Here is a 17796-nt window from a genome sequence, read left to right on the forward strand (position 1 = left end):
CGTTTGACGCTGCGGGCCCGTCGTGGCTGGGCGCGCCCGCGCGGCGGAGCCGCAAATCGATACTGCCTCGCGCCTCTAAAAGAGGCCTGCGGCCTCCTAGGGGCGCGATAGCGCCCCTAGGAGGCCGCCGGAGGCACCGTGTGCCCGAAGCGGAGGAGGTTTGCGGGGTCGTAGGTCTGCTTGGTGTGGCGTAGGTGGTCGTAGACCTCGGGAGTCCAGGCTCGGGCTCGGTCCAGGGTATCGCCGGGGCGGCCGTGGAGGTTGACCATGGTGAGACCTGTGCCGTACGGGGACATCGCGGAGTGCAGGGCGGACGTGGCCGTTTCGGCCGCGGTGGCGATGCGGGAGTCGGGTACGACGGCTACCGAGGCCAGGACGTACTCGGCGTCGCGGGCGCAGATGGCGTCCTCGACGGCGGCGGGGCGGGCCAACTTGCCGCCCATGTGGCGGAGTTCGACGATCAGGAGCGGGTAGTCGGGGGGCGCCGCGGGCCCTGCGTGCTCCAGGTATGTGCGGATCGCTTCGGGAGTCAGGTCGCGCAGCAGGGTGCAGCACTCCCGCGCGGGGAGCGGGTCGTGCGGGTCCGCGTAGATGTCGTCCATGGACGTGTAGTCCATCTCCGCCACCGTGTCGACCGTCACGGGTGCGGCCTGGCGCATCGGGGCGACCAGCCGCTCGCCCTCGGCCGTGTCGCCGGTCCAGGCGATCGCGACGCGGGCCCAGAAGCCGCCGCGCAGGGGCTCGGGGATCTCCGGCAGGGGCGGCAGGCGCAGCAGTGTGAACGCCGAGCACATCTCGTTCGGGACGGTGTGGGTCCAGTCGGTCCAGGCGCGCAGCAGTGGTTCGGCGTGCTCGCCGGGGCAGTAGATCGCGCCGCCGAGGATGCGGGACAGCGGCAGTAGCTCCGTGACCATCGAGGTCACCACGCCGACGTTGCCCTTGCCGCCGCGCAGGGCCCAGAACAGGTCGGGCTCGTGCTCCGCGTTGGTCTCGCGCGGGGTGCCGTCGGCCGTGACGACCTCGAAGGAGCGTACGTAGTCGGCGGCGTACCCGTAGGCCCGGCCGAGCACCGGCAGCCCGCCGCCCAGCGTGTAGCCGACTGCGCCCCCGTCCGTGGACGAGCCGCTGAGCCCGGCAAGGCCGTGCGGCGAGCCCGCCTCCAGGACGTGCCGCCACTTGGCGCCGGCGGCGATCGTCGCGGTGCGTTCCCGGGGATCGATCCGTACGTCGGTCATGCGGGCGGTGTTGATCAACAGGCCGTTGTCGATGGGGAAGTTCGCGCCGTGCCCGGTGGCCTGGACGGCGACGGGGGTGCCGGTGGCGTGTGCCCACCGCATCGCGGCCACCACGTCGTCGGCGCCGGTCGCCCCCACGACCAGGTCGGGCGTGTGCCGCGCGGCCAGGTTGAAGCCGGTGACCTCGTCGGCATAGCCGGGGTCGTCGGGCCGTAGTACCGGGCCGTGGATGTCGGAGAGGGCGAAGAGGTCGGGGCGGTGGTCGGCGGTGGTCATCGCGTCCTCCGGGGAGCGCGGGCAGCCGTAGGGGGCCCTTTTCACCAGCATGGACCTGTGGTTCGGGGCTCGCATGCGGGGCCGGATCGTGGGCGCGGAGGGCCGGGAGGCGCCCGGTGATCCCCGACTCCGCGTCGGCAAAGGTGGTCCTGGGGCGGGCGTAGCGTAGAGGGCATGACGAAGTACGGATCCTTCCCCGGTACGCGGCCGCGGCGGCTGCGTACGACTCCCGCCATGCGCCGCATGGTCGCCGAAACTCGGCTGCACCCGGCCGACTTCATCCTCCCCGCGTTCATCCGCGAAGGCGTCGCCGAGCCGGTGCCGATCGCCGCGATGCCCGGGGTCGTGCAGCACACGCGGGACAGCCTGAAGAAGGCGGCGCTGGAGGCGGTGGAGGCCGGGGTCTCCGGGATCATGCTGTTCGGTGTGCCGGAGGAGTCCAAGAAGGACGCCCTCGGGACGCCGGGGACCGACCCGGACGGGATTCTGCAGGTCGCCCTTCGTGACGTACGGGCCGAGGTCGGCGACGAACTGCTCGTCATGTCCGACCTCTGCCTCGACGAGACCACCGATCACGGGCACTGCGGAGTACTCGATGCACAGGGGCGCGTCGACAACGACGCCACGCTTGAGCGGTATGCGGAGATGGCCCAGGTGCAGGCCGATGCGGGTGCGCATGTGGTGGGGCCGAGCGGGATGATGGACGGTCAGATCGGCGTCATCCGCGACGCGTTGGACCAGATCGGGCGGGAAGACGTCGCGATCCTCGCGTACACCGCCAAGTACTCGTCCGCCTTTTACGGTCCGTTCAGGGAGGCCGTCGCCTCGTCGTTGAAGGGTGACCGGAAGACGTACCAGCAGGATCCCGCCAACGTACGGGAATCCATGCGGGAGTTGGCTCTCGACCTGGAGGAGGGTGCCGACATGGTGATGGTCAAGCCGGCGGGGCCTTACCTGGACATTCTGGTGCGGGTTGCGGAGTCGGTGGATGTGCCGGTGGCTGCGTACCAGATCTCCGGGGAGTACTCGATGGTCGAGGCTGCGGCGGAGAAGGGGTGGGTTGACCGGGATCGGGCGATCCTGGAGACGCTTACGGGGATCAAGCGGGCGGGGGCGCAGAACATCCTGACGTACTGGGCCACGGAGGTCGCGCAGAAGTTGCGCTAGCGCTCCGCGCTGGCCCGCTGGGTGCGGTCTGGGAGCTGCGGGATCGTTGTGGCTGGTCGCGCCCGGCGGAGCCGCCAATGGTCACAGCCCCGCGCCCCTGACGGGGCGCCACCCGCCGTGCCCGAACACTCACGATCCTGTCGCGGGGCTCGTGCCAGAGATGGGCGCCGTGCTGGCGGAGGCGTGCGCCGAGTCGCCTCGCGGATGAGAATGGATGAGTCGCGCGACCGGATCGACGTCGTGCGTGACCCGCAGGGCGAAGTGCCGATGGAGGGAGCGGAAGACGTGGATGCCTCGGGACGGCTGGACGGCCTGATCGGCGGCACGGCGACGTGGACCCTGATGGCGGTCCTGGCAGGCTGGCGCGGCCATGTCCGCCGCCGAGGCATCGAATACGACTTGCCGGTGTGACTGAGTGACCCGGGCCGCAACCCTCGTACGGCGGTCATCGGCTCGCGTATGCCATAAGGCCGTCCAGGGTTCCGGATCCCCTGACCTACGCGGTTTTCGCGGCTCGGGTACGGGCCCGCTGTGCCCCCGCCCAAGCCCAGCGCAGCGGCCGGGCACCATCAAGTCGCCCCAGGAGTTAGGTTGTTGCCGATTTGATGAGCTGACGTCTGATGAACTGAAGAGGGAAGGTCTCCATGAGCGGTGATGCTCTCAGCCAGGACCCCGCCGAGCTGAGGAAAAGGATCGACACCACCAAGGCGCACCCGGCACGCGTCTATGACGTCTTCCTCGGGGGCAAGGACAACTACCCCACCGACCGCGCCGCGGCGGCAGCGGCGCTCGCGGCCAACCCGCGCGGTTATCTCGATGTGCGGCACAACCGGGACTTCATGCGGCGGGCCGTGACGCGGCTGGCCCAGGAGGACGGGATCCGCCAGTTCCTCGACGTCGGCACGGGGCTGCCGACCGCCGAGAACGTCCACCAGATCGCCCAGCGGATCATCCCCGAGTCACGGATCGTGTACGTCGACAACGACCCGGTGGTACTCGCGCACGCACGCGCCCTGCTGACCAGCGGACCCGAGGGCAGGACCGACTACATCGACGCGGACTTCAAGTACCCCGCGCAGATCCTCGAACAGGCCGCGAAGACCCTGGACTTCGACGAGCCGATCGCGCTCGCGCTGGTGGCGATCCTGCACTTCGTCGACGACGAGGAGGCGTACCCGGTCGTACGCGAGCTGATGGACGCGCTGCCGTCCGGGAGCCGTCTCGTGCTCAGCCACATCACCGAGGACCTCAACGCGGAGAGCATTCGCGCGGTGCAGCGGACGTACACGGAGCGCGGGTTCACGTTCGTGCTCCGCACCAAGGAGGAGGTCGAGCGCTTCTTCACCGAGACGCCCGGCGTCCAGCTCGACGAGCCCGGTGTCGTCCCCGTCCACCACTGGCACCCGAGCCCGGCGCCCGTCCCCGAAGCCGCGGCACCGACTGACTCGGAAACCCTCGACGACATCGACAAGCTGCCCTACCTGGACATCAACGACGTCACGGACGCCGACATCAACGTCTACGGAGCAGCCGGCCGCAAGGCATGAGGCAGGGGCATCACCCCGTGCCGAACCACGTCTCCGCCAGCGCGTCCAGCGTTGGCTTCGGCGGGGCGGGGAGCTCACGGAGGTACCAGGGCAGATTGCTGTAGATGTGCAGGAGGGCGTACGCCATGAGGGTGCGGGGGGCGAACGGGGGGCGGCCGTACGCGTCGTAGAACCGCTTGAGCAGGCGTGGGTCGCCGCATGTCACGAACAGGCCCACGCCGACGAAGTCGTACGCCGGGTCGCCGATCATGGCGGGTTCGAAGTCGAACAGGCCGGTCAGGCGCCAGCCTTCGGGATCCACCGTCAGGTGCTGGCGCATGAACTCGGTGTGCAGCAGCACGCGTCGCGGCGGAGGCGGCAGCGGGACCGAGTCCAGGAACCAGGGGATCTGTTCGAGCCACGACGGCGCGAGACCGACGGCCCGCTGCTGCTCGACCACCTGCGCCCGCTGCGCGGCGATCAGCGCCCGCCAGTCCCCCGGGCCCACCGCGGCCGCGATCGGCGCCGGGTTCAGGGCATGCAGCGCGGCCAGGGTCTCGGCGGACTCCGTGATGATCCGGTCCTGGTCCGCGGAGGGGATCCGCGTCCACGCCTGAGCGAGGTCCACGCCGGGCAGCCGGGACATCAGGAGGTAGTGCCAGCCGTTCTTGTACGCGCCCGCCGAGTGCAACTGCGGTGTGGGCAGCGGGAGTTTGCCGTACAGATAGTTCAGCACCCGCTCCTCGCGTACGCACTCGGCCTGCTCGAAGGCCGGAAACAGCTTGACCACGTGCGCCTCGCCGATGGCGTACACCGGCAGCGAACCCTCCTCGAAGCGGACGATCCGCTGCCCGGCCAGGCCGAGTCGTTCACACAGGTCGGCGACGGCGGGGCGCAACAGCGCCTCGTCCCGGACGACTTCGTCCAGTTCCTCGCCGGTCTCCACAAGTGGCAGCATGGGTGCTCTCCCTGCTCTCCCAGCTAGCGATCCAAAGCGATCAACAGGGCTCTGAATTCCCCCGAGTTGGAGCTCCCTCGGCCTTCGAGGACCTGCGCCGCCCCGCAGCATCGCATACTTCGGGACAAGATCAGACACTTCAACCTTTGGCCATGGCTTGCCCGCGACCTCGTGGGCGATGAGGTCTACGTCCGGAGCGCCCGAACAGCGCGTCGGCGTCCGCCGCTTCGAGCTGACCTGGGGCGTCCACGCGCCACGCGCCGCGCCGCCGACCGAACGGTCAGCCTCGCCTTCGCCGAGACGAAGCGAAGCCCGGTGACGAACTGCGGCTCGGTCTGTGGAGCGAGTTCGTCACCGGGCAGGTGGTGCTGCCTCAGGCCGAGGCAGCGATCACAGGCGCTCGGGCGTCCTGATGCCCAGCAGGGCCATGCCCTGGTGGAGGGTCTTGGCCGTGATGTCGCACAGGAACAGGCGGTTCTCGACCTGGGCCGGGGTGTCCGCCTTCAGGACCGGGCACTTGTCGTAGAACGACGTGTACAGGGACGCCAGTTGGTACAGGTACGCCGTCAGCTTGTGCGGCGCGTACTCCGCGGCGGCCTCCGCGAGCGTCTCCGCGAACCGGTCGATGTGCAGGCCCAGGGCCCGCTCGGCGTCGGCCAGTTCGAGTTCCGGGTGGGCGGCCGGTTCGGTGCTGCCCGCCTTGCGCAGGATGGACTGGATACGCGCGTACGCGTACTGCAGGTACACGCTCGTGTCGCCGTTCAGCGACACCATCTGGTCCAGGTCGAACTTGTAGTCGCGGCTCGCGGACGTCGACAGGTCCGCGTACTTCACCGCGCCGATGCCGACCTGCGCACCGCGCTCGGCGATCTCCTGCTCGGACAGGTCCTGCGCCTTCTCCCGTACGACGGCCGAGGCGCGCTCGATCGCCTCGTCCAGGAGGTCGACGAGGCGGACCGTCTCGCCCTCACGGGTCTTGAACGGCCTGCCGTCCTTGCCGAGGACCGTGCCGAACGCCAGCTGTACGGCCTTGGTGTCGCCGTTCAGCCAGCCCGCCCTGCGTGCCGTCTCGAAGACCATCCTGAAGTGCAGGGACTGGCGGGCGTCCACCACGTACAGGAGGGTGTTCGCCTTCAGGTTGAAGACGCGGTCCCTGATCGCGGACAGGTCGGTCGCCGCATAGCCGTAGCCGCCGTCCGACTTCTTCACGATCAGCGGGACCGGATTGCCGTCCGGCCCCTTGATGTCGTCGAAGAACACGCACAGCGCGCCCTCCGAGCGGACCGCGACGCCCGACTCCTCCAGCAGGCGGCAGGTCTCGTCCAGCATGTCGTTGTAACCCGACTCGCCGACGATGTCCGGGTCCTGGATCTCCATGTCCAGCTTGTCGAAGACCGAGAAGAAGTAGATCTTCGACTCGTCCACGAACTTCTGCCACAGCGCCAGAGTCTCCGGATCGCCTGCCTGAAGGTCGACCACCCTGCGGCGCGCCCGCGTCTTGAACGCCTCGTCGGCGTCGAAGAGCGTGCGGGACGCCTTGTAGAGCCGGTTCAGGTTCGACATGGCCTCCTCGCCGGAGACCTCGCTCTCCTCGTGATCGAGCTCGTGCGGGTGCTCGATCAGGTACTGGATGAGCATGCCGAACTGGGTGCCCCAGTCGCCGATGTGGTGCCTGCGCACCACCGTCTCGCCGACGAACTCCAGGATCTTGACCACCGAGTCGCCGATGACCGCGGAACGGAGGTGCCCAACGTGCATCTCCTTCGCCACGTTCGGCTGGGCGTAGTCGATGACCGTGGTGCCGGGGTTCTCGGCAAACGGCACGCCGAGGCGGGCCACCGGGTCCGTCGCGCGCTGCGCGAGGTTCTCCACGATCGCCTTGTCCGTGATCGTGATGTTGAGGAAGCCCGGGCCCGACACCTCGATGTCCTTGATCACATCACCGGTCACGACCCGCTCCACGACGCCGCTCGCCAGCTCCCGCGGGTTGGCCTTCGCCTTCTTCGCCAGCGCCAGAATCCCGTTGGCCTGGAAGTCGGCTCGGTCGCTCCGTCGCAGCAGGGGGTCGACGTCGGCGTCGGCCGCCGGGAGGGCGGCGCTGAGCGCGTCCGCCAAGCGCTGGTGGACGTGGGCGGTGAGGGACGTGACCGAGGCCATGGGGTGGGTGCCGTTCTCGTCTTGGGTGCGGTGGATGTCGCCAGTATCCCATGGGGGGTAAAGCAGTTTTTTCTGTGCGTGGGTAGGGGCGGCGGGGGCGATGAAAAGGCGTTTTCGTGGATGGTGGCGGAGCTGGGAGAATGGGGTGGTCAGCCGGGCGGAAACAGCGCGCCGGGCGATGGCGAACCCCTGAGGAAAGAAGGACGTGCCGATCGTGGGTCAGAGCACCGAGACCACCGACTGGGTCTCCCGTTACGCGGATGAGGTCATCGAGGAGTCGGAGCGTCGGGCCCCGGGCAAACCCGTAGTCGTCGCGTCCGGCCTCTCCCCCTCCGGGCCCATCCACCTGGGGAATCTGCGGGAAGTCATGACGCCGCACCTCGTCGCCGACGAGATCCGTCGGCGCGGGCACGAAGTCCGGCACCTGATCTCCTGGGACGACTACGACCGGTACCGCAAGGTGCCGAACGGGGTGGCCGGGATCGATGAGTCGTGGGCCGAGCACATCGGCCGCCCGCTCACCTCCGTGCCCGCACCCAAGGGCTCCCCCCACCCCAACTGGGCCGAGCACTTCAAGTCCGCCATGACCGAGGCCCTGGCCGAGCTGGGCGTCGAGTTCGACGGGATCAGCCAGACCGAGCAGTACACGAGCGGCGTCTACCGCGAACAGATCCTGCACGCCATGCGACACCGGGCGGACATCGACGCGATCCTCGACCAGTACCGGACGAAGAAGGCCCCGCCCAAGAAGCAGCAGCAACAGAAGCCCGTCGACGCAGCCGAGCTTGAGGCCGCCGAGGGGTCGGGGGCCGCTGCCGAGGACGACGGGACCGGGTCCGCCGGGTACTTCCCGTACAAGCCCTACTGCGGCGGCTGCAACAAGGACCTCACCACGGTCACGGCGTACGACGACGACACCACCGAGCTGACGTACACCTGCACCGAGTGCGGCTACTCGGAGACCGTCCGGCTGAGCGAGTTCAACCGCGGCAAGCTGGTGTGGAAGGTCGACTGGCCGATGCGCTGGGCGTACGAGGGCGTTGTCTTCGAGCCCTCCGGCGTCGATCACTCGTCCCCCGGCTCCAGCTTCCAGGTCGGCGGACAGATCGTCGGCAGTATCTTCGGCGGCAAGCAGCCGATCGGCCCCATGTACGCCTTCGTGGGGATCAGCGGCATGGCGAAGATGTCGTCCTCCCGCGGCGGCGTGCCCACACCCGGCGACGCCCTGAAGATCATGGAGCCCCAGCTCCTGCGCTGGCTGTACGCCCGCCGCCGCCCCAACCAGTCCTTCAAGATCGCCTTCGACCAGGAGATCCAGCGGCTCTACGACGAGTGGGACAAGCTGAACGCCAAGGTCGCCGACGGCTCCGCCCTGCCCGCCGACATCGCCGCCCACTCCCGCGCCGTACGGACCTCCGCGGGCGAACTGCCCAGGACCCCGCGGCCCATGCCGTACCGCACGCTCGCCTCCGTCGCCGACATCACCGCAGGCCACGAGGACCAGGCCCTGCGCATCCTCAGCGACCTCGACCCCACCAACCCGCTCGCCTCGCTCGACGAAGTACGGCCGCGGTACGACAAGGCCGAGGCGTGGATCAACACCCAGGTACCGGCCGAGCAGCGGACCGTCGTCCGTCACGAGCCGGACGTCGAACTGCTGAAGTCCCTCGACGACCAGGCCCGCGAATCGCTCCGGCTGCTGATGGAGGGGCTCGACTCGAACTGGTCCCTCGACGGGCTGACGCACCTCGTGTACGGCGTGCCCAAGGTCCAGGCCGGATTCGCCCCCGATGCCACGCCCAAGGAACTGCCGCCGGAGATCAAGTCCGCCCAGCGTTCGTTCTTCGCGCTGCTGTACCACCTCCTCGTCGGCCGCGACACCGGGCCCCGGCTGCCCACGCTGCTGCTCGCGGTGGGTGCCGACCGCGTACGGAAGCTGCTCGGCGCGTAGGAGTTGGTGATACGGGGCTGGGGGCGCCCGGAGCCACGCGGCGGTAGCCGCATATCGGCAAGGTCGGGCGCCCCCAGCCACGTACGCACGACGGCGGTTACGCGATGTGGTCCTCCTCCAGTTCCGTGTTGAAGCGGTTCTGGAAGCGGTCCGAAAGGCGCTTCAGTTCGCTGTCGGTGAGCTTCTCGCCGTACTGGGCCGCGATGTTGTCGCCGAACTCACGCGGAGTGGGGAAGCTGCCGTTGATCGACTGGCGGAACACCTGGTAATAGCCCTCCTCGGACGGCTCCGCATGCTCCTCCCGCTGGGCGGGGATGGGGAGTTGGCGCGGCGGTGCCGCCGCCGGTTCCGGCGTCCCACCGCCCTCGCCCAGCTGGCGGGTGCGACCGCCCGGGCCCGTCGGGATGCGCCAGCTGCCCGTGTCCTCGGGGCCGGGCTCGTACTCATGGGCCTGGGCTTGGTCCTGGGCCTGGCGCTGTTCCTCGTACCACTGCTGGTCGTACTGCTGGCCGTCATACTGCTCCACGGGCTCGTACGACGGGTCGTAGCCGCCCTCGTAGACGACCTCCTGGTGCGGGGGTGCGAACCAGGGGCTGGACTCGGGTTGCTGGGCCTGCGCCTGTTCCTGGACCTGTTGCTCCGGAACGGAGTCGTACTCGGGGGCGCGTTCCTCCCTGGCAGGCGGCCCGGGCGTCCCGGGCCGCTGCGAAGACTCCAGCTCCCGTTCCGGCTGCCGCGGAGCCGGAGGCAGCAGTACCGGCTCGATGCCCGCCGCCGCGAGGCCCGAAGGTGCGGTCTCGGCGAGCGGCACGCCATAGCGCGCCAGGCGCAGCGGCATCAGGGACTCCACCGGAGCCTTACGACGCCAGGCGCGGCCGTAACGGGAGCGCAGGCGGGCCCGGTAGACCAGACGCTCCTGCTCCAGCTTGATCACCGCGTCGTACGAACGCAGCTCCCACAGCTTCATACGGCGCCACAGGAGGAAGGTCGGGATGGGGGAGAGCAGCCAGCGGGTGAGGCGTACGCCCTCCATGTGCTTGTCGGCCGTGATGTCCGCGATCCGGCCGATCGCATGCCGGGCCGCCTCCACGGAGACCACGAACAGGATCGGGATGACGCCGTGCATACCGACGCCCAGCGGGTCCGGCCAGGCGGCGGCGCCGTTGAACGCGATCGTCGCCGCCGTCAGCAGCCACGCCGTCTGACGCAGCAGCGGAAACGGGATGCGGATCCAGGTCAGCAGGAGGTCCAGGGCCAGCAGGACGCAGATGCCCGCGTCGATGCCGATCGGGAAGACGTAACTGAAGTTCCCGAAGCCCTTCTCGACCGCGAGTTCCCGCACCGCCGCGTACGAACCGGCGAAGCCGATACCGGCGATGACGACCGCCCCGAAGACGACGACCCCGATGAGGATCCGGTGCGTCCTGGTGAGTTCCATTGGCGCGGCCACCCGTACTCCCCTCCCTTTGCGACGTGTTGCGCGGAACAGGGTGGCACATGTGTGCGGCTCGCGGGTGTCCGAAAGGGTGCCACCACCGCTTCGGTACGGCTTCGGTATACGGCGGGAGCCCGGCCCCGTGCGAGCCGGGCTCCGTCAAAAAGCTGAGACAGGCCAGGAGTTGGGGTCGGCCCACGCGGGGCCGGGCGCGCCGGTCCTTCCGCAGCCCTTCGGTTTCAGTTCCTCGTCAGTTCTTCGCCGGGGACTTGCTGGCGGAGGCGGAGGGCTCGGTGTCCTTGGCCGGGCTCTCGCCGGCGCCCTTGCTCGGGCTCGGGCTCGGGCTCGCGCTCCCGCCGGAACCGGAGCCCGATCCGGATCCGCCCGCCTGATTGGCGGTCACCACCGCCTCCACGGCCTCCTTCGCCGCCTTCAGCGCCGCCTTCGACAGGTCCTCCGCGCTCGGGGCCTTGTCACCCGCGAGGCCCGCGCCGTTGTAGTCCACCGACAAGACGATGTTCTCGGCCCGGGCCACGACCACCTGCTGCTTGAAGGTGCCTTCCTTCTTCTTCAGGTCGTAACTCACCGACGTCGCCTCGTTGCCCGTACCGGTCACCGGCTCGGACTTGGCGTTCGTCGCGCCGGTCTCCGCGCGCGCGTCCTGGACCTGGTCGGCGTAGTACGCCGACGCCAGCTTCTCGCCCGTACCCCGGGTCTGGTCCGACTCGAAGCGCAACAGGGACACGCTCAGCCAGCGGAACTGGGAGCCCTTCACGCCCTTGTCCTCCAGGCTGTCCCAGGAGCAGCTGCCGCGCGTCGCCGTGTCGTCCGACCTGCCCTCCTTGCCCGACTTGGAGGCCTTCGGCACCAGCTCGCCCAGAGTCTTCGACGAGAACACCTTGCACGGCTCCGGCAGCTTCGCGTACGCGGCCTCCTTCACCACCGCCGCCTTCGTGGCGGACGCGGACGCCTTCGCGTCGGAGTCCTTCTTCGCGGCGGCACCGGAATCGGAGCCGGAGCCGGAGTCCGAGGAGCAGCCTGCGGCGACGAGCATCACCGGAACAACGGCTGCGCTGATGAGGATGCGGGGGAGTCGCTGTGCGGGTCGGTGCATGGTTCCTTCACTCAAGACGCGTTTTGTGTGCGTGCGGTCGGGTCCGAGGGGCCACGGTACGCCGTACGGGACGGATGTGACTTCCATTCCGCCCAGCCTCACGGCCCTCCGGCGACCGCTACTCGTTCAACGTGCCGTCGAGCTGATCGGCCAGTTCCCGCACTCTGTCCTGCATGTCCTCGCTGCTCGGGACGTCCGTCGTACTCGTCGGCTGCTCGTCGTACCGGATCGTCACGAGCACATTGGACGTGCGGAACACCACAGTCACCGTGCGCTGCCGCGAGGCGCTCAGCGCATCGTCCAGGAAGGCCTCGTCGCCGAGATCGTCGAGTGTGCGGGGCTGGAGGGAGGCGGGGGTGACGCTGGGGGAAGGGGTGCCGTCCGACGTGGCGCTCGGATCGTCGGTGGGGGTGGGAGAGCCGTCGTCGCCCTCGGCTGCGCCGCCCGTCGCTTCGTCTGTTGCTTCGTCTGTTGTTTCGTCCGATGCGCCGGACTCGTCCGTGGTCGGGGTCGCGGTCGGACTCGGGGTGGCACTCTCGGAAGGGGCCGGTACGGGCAGATTCGCCGCCTCCTCCCTCGCCGCGTAGAGCAGCGAGGCGCGGCTGTCGTCGCTCACGGCGTTCTCGTACGAGACCACACGCTCGAAGTCCACCCACAGGTGATCCGTCGCACTCGTCGACTCCGCCTTCCAACGGCAGCCGACCTTCCGGTCCGTGTCGTACGTCAGCGTCGGCGCCCCCGCATACGCCTTCTCCCGCTGCTCCCCGTCCGTGACCTGCTTGAGCCCCGGCAGCAGAGCGTCGAGCGTGTCCCGCTCGACGGCACCGCACGGCTCAGGGAGCGTGCGGTACCGGCCGGGCTTCGCCGTTGCAGCCGTCGTACCCGAGCCGCCCTGCTTCGAGTCCGTCGGCTCGTCACCGCCGTCCGAACCGGTGCAGCCGGCCAGCGTCGCCGTCGCCGCGAGGAGCGCGGCGACGCCGAATACGTACGCCTTCCGCTGCACGGGGGCTCCTCTCGCTCTGCTTATTCGCTTGCCGCCCGAAGGCGGCCGATGACCACAATGTCTATCGCACGCACGGCCGTGAACGCCGGTTCGCCTTCCCTTTCGTAGACCTTGGCACCGGTATTTGCGATGCCCGAACTTTGTTTGGCTTACGGGGGATTGAGGATGTTATGTCGTATGTAGAGGTGCCGGGAGCGAAGGTCCCGATCCGCATGTGGACGGACCCGGCCTCGGTCGAGGCCGGAGCCCTCCAGCAGCTCCAGAACGTCGCCACGCTGCCGTGGATCAAGGGGCTGGCTGTGATGCCGGACGTGCACTACGGGAAGGGCGCGACGGTTGGGTCGGTCATCGCGATGCGGGGGGCTGTCTGCCCGGCTGCCGTCGGTGTGGACATCGGGTGCGGGATGTCGGCGGTGAAGACGTCGCTGACGGCGAATGACCTGCCGGGGGATCTGTCGCGGCTGCGGTCGAAGGTTGAGCAGGCTATTCCGGTGGGGCGGGGGATGCATGACGATCCGGTGGGCCCGGGGCGGCTGCATGGGCTCGCTACTGCTGGGTGGGATGACTTCTGGGGGCGGTTCGACGGGGTCGCCGAAGCGGTCAAATTCCGCCAGGAACGTGCCACAAAGCAGATGGGAACGCTCGGATCGGGGAATCACTTTGCAGAAGTTTGCATAAGTGAAACAGGTTCGGTCTGGCTCATGCTCCACTCCGGGTCCAGGAACATCGGCAAGGAGCTTGCTGAGCATCACATCGGCATTGCCCAGAAGCTTCCGCACAACCAGGGTTTGGTCGACCGGGATCTGGCGGTCTTCGTCGCGGACACCCCGCAGATGGCGGCGTACCAGAACGATCTCTACTGGGCGCAGGAGTACGCGAAGTACAACCGGTCGATCATGATGGCTCTCTTCAAGGATGTGATTCGCAGGGAGTTCAAGAAGGCCCGGGTCACCTTCGAACCCGAGGTGAGCTGCCATCACAACTACGTGAGCCGCGAGCGTTACGAGGGCATGGACCTGCTCGTCACTCGCAAGGGGGCGATCAGCGCCAGGGCCGGCGAGTACGGCATCATCCCCGGCTCGATGGGTACCGGCTCGTACATCGTGAAGGGCCTCGGCAACGAGAAGTCCTTCAACTCGGCCTCGCACGGCGCCGGTAGGCGCATGAGCCGCAACGCGGCGAAGCGGCGCTTCTCGACCAAGGACCTGGAGGAGCAGACGCGGGGCGTGGAGTGCCGCAAGGACTCGGGCGTCGTGGACGAGATTCCGGGCGCGTACAAGCCGATCGAGCAGGTCATCGACCAGCAGCGCGATCTCGTGGAGGTCGTGGCGAAGCTGAAGCAGGTTGTCTGCGTGAAGGGCTGAACTGTGGGTGGGGCTCGGGCTGTTTCAGCCCGAGCCCCACCGTTCAGTGCCTCACTGGTCTTTCCGTACCAGCATGCGGCAGTGGCCGCGTAAATCGCGAGCGTCTTTTCGTTCGTGGAGTTCACACTGCGGAGGTGACTGGACCCGTCGTGCTGTCCAGTGAGTTGTTGGGCTTTCCCGCCGACGCCCGAGTCCTCATCGTCAACTGCGATGACTTCGGGATGCGTCGCGGGGTCAACGCCGCCGTCGTTGAGGCGATCGAAGGTGGGATCGCGAGTTCGTGCAGCCTGATGGTGCCGTGTCCCGGGGCCGGAGAGGCGATGCGGTTGTTGCGGGAGCGGCCGGGGATTCCGTTCGGGATTCATCTCACGTTGGTGTGTGAGGCGGAGCGGGAGGGGGCGTGGGGACCGATTGCCTCGAAGGAGCGGGTGGGGTCGCTGCTTGGTGAGGCCGGGGAGTTGTTCTCGCCTGACAGATGCGATGAATTGCTCGGGCGGGCTCGGATCGAGGATGTCGAGGTCGAGTTCCGGGCGCAGGTCGACGCCGTGGAGGGGGCCGGGTTGGCGCCCACTCACCTCGATTGGCATTGCCTGGCCGATGGCGGGCGTGACGACATCTTTGAGTTGACCTTGGCCTTGGCCGGCGAGTACGGGCTGGCCGTACGGGTCTGGGGTGAGGCCGGGCGGCAGAAGGTGCGCGGGCTGCCGGTCACCGACAACGAATTCCTCGACAGCTTCTCGCTGGGGCTCGATGGCAAGAGGGCTAGGTATGCCCAGCTGCTGCGGGAGTTGCCGGTTGGGCTCAGTGAGTGGGCGGTGCATCCCGGGTTGGCCGATGAGGAGTCGCGGGTGGTGGAGCCCGGGGGATGGCGGGTGCGGCAGACCGACCATGAGTTTCTGATGTCGGCCGAAGCCCGTGAACTCCTGCGGGAGGAGGGGATCTTCGTGATCGACTATCGAGGTGTCCAGGTGTGGTGGTCAGGGAGCCGGTGAGTGTGCGGGAGAGTCCCCTGGCTTGAAGCGGGCGGCCGGTGGTCACTTCGCGTGCATGACCGCGTAGATCATGACGAACGCCACGATGTGGATGCCGAAGAGGAAGTACGCCAGGTACCACCAGACGTAGCGTTCGTTCTTCTTCTCCTGGGCCAGGCGGCGTTGCTCCTGTTCCCGGGCGGGTTCGGTGTCCGGCATCACAGCTCCCTGTGGACCTTCGTGTTGGAGGCCTGGGCCCGGGGGCGGATGACCATGAGGTCGATGTTGACGTGGGAGGGGCGGGTGACCGCCCAGGTGATCGTGTCGGCCACGTCGTCGGCGGTCAGGGGCTCGGCCACGCCCGCGTAGACGCTCGCCGCCTTCTCCTCGTCGCCGCCGAAGCGGGTGAGGGCGAACTCGTCCGTCCTGACCATGCCGGGGGCGATCTCGATGACGCGCACCGGGGTGCCGACGATCTCCAGGCGGAGCGTCTCGGCGAGTACGTGGGCGCCGTGCTTGGCGGCGACGTAACCGGCGCCGCCCTCGTACGTGCCGTGGCCCGCGGTGGAGGAGACGACGACCACCGTGCCGTCGCCGCTCGCGGTCAGGGCGGGGAGCAGGGCCTGGGTGACGTTGAGCGTGCCGAGGACGTTCGTCTCGTACATCTGGCGCCAGTCCGCCGGGTCGCCTGTCGCGACCGGGTCGGCGCCGAGCGCACCGCCCGCGTTGTTGACCAGCACGCCGATGGTCTTGAAGGCGGTGGCGAACTCGTCGACCGCCGCGCGGTCGGTGACGTCGAGCGCGTACGCCGTCGCCTGGTGGCCCGCCGCCTCGAGCTCCTCCGCCAGCGCCTCGATACGGTCCTTGCGGCGGGCCGTGAGGACCACCCGGTAGCCGGCCGCCGCCAGCTGCCGCGCCGTCGCGGCCCCGATGCCGCTGCTCGCGCCGGTGACGACAGCGATACGGGACTTGGCGGCGGGGGCGGTCATGGGCTGCTCCTCGGGCGGGGGCGTAGGGGTTCGCGCTCGCTCGCGCGAGCCGGCGTTCGAATCCCCGCCAGGATAGGCCGGTGGCGGGTGCGGACGTCGAATGCCCCCGCAACAGCCAACGCGCCCCGGAGCCGCCCCGCCCCGTCATCCCATCTGTGCCTTCACGTGGTCGATGACCTCGTTGAACTCCTTCGTCGGCGAGAAGTCGATGTACTCGCAGTCCTCGAGGGCTTCAGGAGCGTGCCCTGGGGCCCAGTAGAAGGCCTGTCCGGCTTCGTAGATCTCGTCCCCGGATTTCGTACGCATCTTCAGCCGGCCCTTGAGCAGATATCCCCAGTGGGGGCATTGGCACAGGTTCGTCCGGTTGCCCCTTGAGGACCGGTGCCATGTCCGGGCCCTGCGGAAAACGCACGAACGCGACGGACATGTCACCGCCGATCTCCTGCATGCGCAGTTCCGTGCCGCCGCCTTCGAACGCGACGGGCGTCTTGTTCTGTGTCGTCGCCGTCATGGTTCCTCGCCCTTCCTTCAGGAGCTCGTCCCTTCAGCTTGGCCCTCTTCGAGCTCGGCTGCCTCTCCGGTGGCGCGTACATGATCACGGCCATCCCGGCCGGGCAGACCAGGGCGCCGATCGCGTCCCAGTGATCGGGGCGTACGGCCGGCCGGTGACCTGATGCACAGGTCCGGGGACGGTGGGAAAATCGAGGTGGGTGATCCCCTGTGCAGGAGGTGGATCGATGGGACAGGCACGTGAGGTCATGGACCGGCTCACCGAGGCGGTCACCGCGCCCCCGGACGTCAAGGCCCTCAACGAACTGTTCGCGGCGGACGCGGTCGCCCTGACGCCCGACGGCGGAGAGATCCACGGGCGGGACAACATCGTCGAGTACTGGCGGCAGATGACGGACGCAATCCCGGAGGGTGCGTTCGAGTCGGTGCACTCGTACGAGATCGGCAACACCGCCATCGACGAGGGCTTCTTCAGCGGCAGGAACACCGGGCCGATCCACCTGCCCTCCGGGGAGTCGCTGCCCGCGACCCAGAAGGAGATCAGGATCCGCGGGGTCGACCTCGCCACCATCGACGAGGACGGCCGGATCGCCGACTACCGGCTCTACTTCGACCAGCTGGACTTCCTCGGACAGCTGGGGCTGCTGCCGGAAGACCTGCCGGCCTGAGGACCTGCTGACTGAGGACCTGCCGGCCTGAGGTCCTTGTTGCTTCAGTGGGTCAGCCTCGCGGCGCGTACATGATCACCGCCATGCCCGCGAGGCAGATCAGCGCGCCCGTCACGTCCCAGCGGTCGGGCCGGAAGCCGTCCGCGACCATGCCCCAGGCGAGCGACCCTGCGACGAAGACTCCGCCGTACGCGGCGAGAATGCGGCCGAAGTTCGCATCGGGCTGGAGGGTGGCGACGAAGCCGTACGCGCCGAGGGCCATGACCCCGGCGCCGATCCACAGCCGGCCGCGGTCCTCTCGTACGCCCTGCCAGACCAGCCATGCGCCGCCGATCTCGAAGAACGCGGCGAGGGCGAACAGGGCGGCGGAGCGGGCGACGAGCATGGGTGCAGCTTCGCACGGGCGGGGCGTATGCCGACGGGCCGGTTCCGTCACCTGTTCGCGGGGCTTGGCGGGGGTGCCGGGTGGGAT

At 68.8% G+C, this 17796-nt stretch carries 17 protein-coding genes and 1 pseudogene; 7 read left to right on the forward strand and 11 right to left on the reverse strand.

All coding sequences use genetic code 11. The features are described from left to right. Nucleotides 1-116: 116 nt before the first annotated feature. Complete coding sequence (locus ABD357_RS20490) at nt 117-1562, reverse strand: FAD-binding oxidoreductase (RefSeq protein ID WP_344391852.1); 1446 nt, start codon at nt 1560-1562, stop codon at nt 117-119. Nucleotides 1563-1685: 123 nt separating this feature from the next. Here ABD357_RS20490 and hemB point away from each other — a divergent pair, with 123 nt between their 5' ends. From hemB to ABD357_RS20505, 3 genes are all read left to right on the forward strand, one after another. Beyond that, the gene (gene hemB, locus ABD357_RS20495; RefSeq protein ID WP_344391854.1) at nt 1686-2678 is read left to right on the forward strand and encodes a porphobilinogen synthase; all 993 of its coding nucleotides are present in this window, start codon (nt 1686-1688) and stop codon (nt 2676-2678) included. Nucleotides 2679-2888: 210 nt separating this feature from the next. Continuing rightward, on the forward strand, nt 2889-3089 hold the full coding sequence (locus tag ABD357_RS20500) for a hypothetical protein (RefSeq protein WP_344391855.1): 201 nt from the start codon (nt 2889-2891) through the stop codon (nt 3087-3089). Between the two features lie 233 nt (nt 3090-3322). Continuing rightward, nucleotides 3323-4225 (forward strand): SAM-dependent methyltransferase, encoded by a 903-nt coding sequence (locus ABD357_RS20505; protein ID WP_344391857.1) that lies wholly within the window; start codon nt 3323-3325, stop codon nt 4223-4225. Between the two features lie 10 nt (nt 4226-4235). Here the strand turns inward: ABD357_RS20505 and ABD357_RS20510 are convergent, their stop codons facing one another. Further along, nucleotides 4236-5162 (reverse strand): aminoglycoside phosphotransferase family protein, encoded by a 927-nt coding sequence (locus ABD357_RS20510; protein WP_344391858.1) that lies wholly within the window; start codon nt 5160-5162, stop codon nt 4236-4238. Nucleotides 5163-5552: 390 nt separating this feature from the next. Beyond that, on the reverse strand, nt 5553-7319 hold the full coding sequence (gene argS, locus ABD357_RS20515; RefSeq protein WP_344391859.1) for an arginine--tRNA ligase: 1767 nt from the start codon (nt 7317-7319) through the stop codon (nt 5553-5555). Between the two features lie 205 nt (nt 7320-7524). On the opposite strand from argS, the gene lysS reads away from it, so the two are divergent. Next, nucleotides 7525-9270 carry a lysine--tRNA ligase gene (gene lysS / locus ABD357_RS20520; protein WP_344391860.1) on the forward strand — a complete coding sequence of 582 codons (1746 nt, stop codon included), beginning with the start codon at nt 7525-7527 and terminating at the stop codon, nt 9268-9270. Between the two features lie 97 nt (nt 9271-9367). Here the strand turns inward: lysS and ABD357_RS20525 are convergent, their stop codons facing one another. The 3 genes from ABD357_RS20525 to ABD357_RS20535 all read right to left on the reverse strand — a co-directional run bounded on the left by ABD357_RS20525 (nt 9368) and on the right by ABD357_RS20535 (nt 12822). Beyond that, nucleotides 9368-10720 carry a DUF2637 domain-containing protein gene (locus tag ABD357_RS20525; RefSeq protein WP_344391861.1) on the reverse strand — a complete coding sequence of 451 codons (1353 nt, stop codon included), beginning with the start codon at nt 10718-10720 and terminating at the stop codon, nt 9368-9370. A gap of 235 nt (nt 10721-10955) precedes the next feature. Continuing rightward, nucleotides 10956-11819 (reverse strand): DUF3558 domain-containing protein, encoded by an 864-nt coding sequence (locus ABD357_RS20530; RefSeq protein ID WP_344391863.1) that lies wholly within the window; start codon nt 11817-11819, stop codon nt 10956-10958. A 118-nt stretch (nt 11820-11937) separates the two neighbouring features. Beyond that, nucleotides 11938-12822 (reverse strand): DUF3558 domain-containing protein, encoded by an 885-nt coding sequence (locus tag ABD357_RS20535; protein WP_344391865.1) that lies wholly within the window; start codon nt 12820-12822, stop codon nt 11938-11940. Between the two features lie 170 nt (nt 12823-12992). On the opposite strand from ABD357_RS20535, the gene ABD357_RS20540 reads away from it, so the two are divergent. Together ABD357_RS20540 and ABD357_RS20545 are read left to right on the forward strand one after the other, a co-directional pair. Continuing rightward, nucleotides 12993-14186, forward strand: coding sequence for an RtcB family protein (locus ABD357_RS20540; RefSeq protein ID WP_344391866.1), 1194 nt, complete (start codon nt 12993-12995; stop codon nt 14184-14186). 134 nt (nt 14187-14320) lie between these two features. Continuing rightward, nucleotides 14321-15178 (forward strand): polysaccharide deacetylase family protein, encoded by an 858-nt coding sequence (locus tag ABD357_RS20545; RefSeq protein WP_344391867.1) that lies wholly within the window; start codon nt 14321-14323, stop codon nt 15176-15178. A gap of 42 nt (nt 15179-15220) precedes the next feature. Here ABD357_RS20545 and ABD357_RS20550 read toward each other — a convergent pair whose 3' ends face one another. From ABD357_RS20550 to ABD357_RS44775, 4 genes and pseudogenes are all read right to left on the reverse strand, one after another. Next, nucleotides 15221-15376 (reverse strand): hypothetical protein, encoded by a 156-nt coding sequence (locus ABD357_RS20550; RefSeq protein WP_344391869.1) that lies wholly within the window; start codon nt 15374-15376, stop codon nt 15221-15223. Then, nucleotides 15376-16146 carry an SDR family NAD(P)-dependent oxidoreductase gene (locus ABD357_RS20555; protein ID WP_344391871.1) on the reverse strand — a complete coding sequence of 257 codons (771 nt, stop codon included), beginning with the start codon at nt 16144-16146 and terminating at the stop codon, nt 15376-15378. The genes ABD357_RS20550 and ABD357_RS20555 overlap by 1 nt, the downstream gene beginning before the upstream one ends. Nucleotides 16147-16290: 144 nt before the next feature. Beyond that, entirely contained in the window at nt 16291-16452 is a 162-nt protein-coding gene (locus ABD357_RS20560) for a hypothetical protein (protein ID WP_344391872.1), read from the reverse strand. A gap of 266 nt (nt 16453-16718) precedes the next feature. Continuing rightward, nucleotides 16719-16799: pseudogene (locus ABD357_RS44775) on the reverse strand (YnfA family protein); the annotation flags it as partial. 84 nt (nt 16800-16883) lie between these two features. Between ABD357_RS44775 and ABD357_RS20565 the strand changes: the two are divergent. Next, the gene (locus ABD357_RS20565) at nt 16884-17324 is read left to right on the forward strand and encodes an ester cyclase (protein WP_344391873.1); all 441 of its coding nucleotides are present in this window, start codon (nt 16884-16886) and stop codon (nt 17322-17324) included. Between the two features lie 52 nt (nt 17325-17376). Here the strand turns inward: ABD357_RS20565 and ABD357_RS20570 are convergent, their stop codons facing one another. Next, a complete protein-coding gene (locus ABD357_RS20570; RefSeq protein WP_344391874.1) occupies nt 17377-17709 on the reverse strand; it encodes a YnfA family protein in 333 nt (110 codons plus the stop codon). Nucleotides 17710-17796 lie beyond the last annotated feature (87 nt).

Origin of the sequence: Streptomyces vastus, assembly GCF_039532825.1 — a bacterium.
Classification (GTDB): domain Bacteria; phylum Actinomycetota; class Actinomycetes; order Streptomycetales; family Streptomycetaceae; genus Streptomyces; species Streptomyces vastus.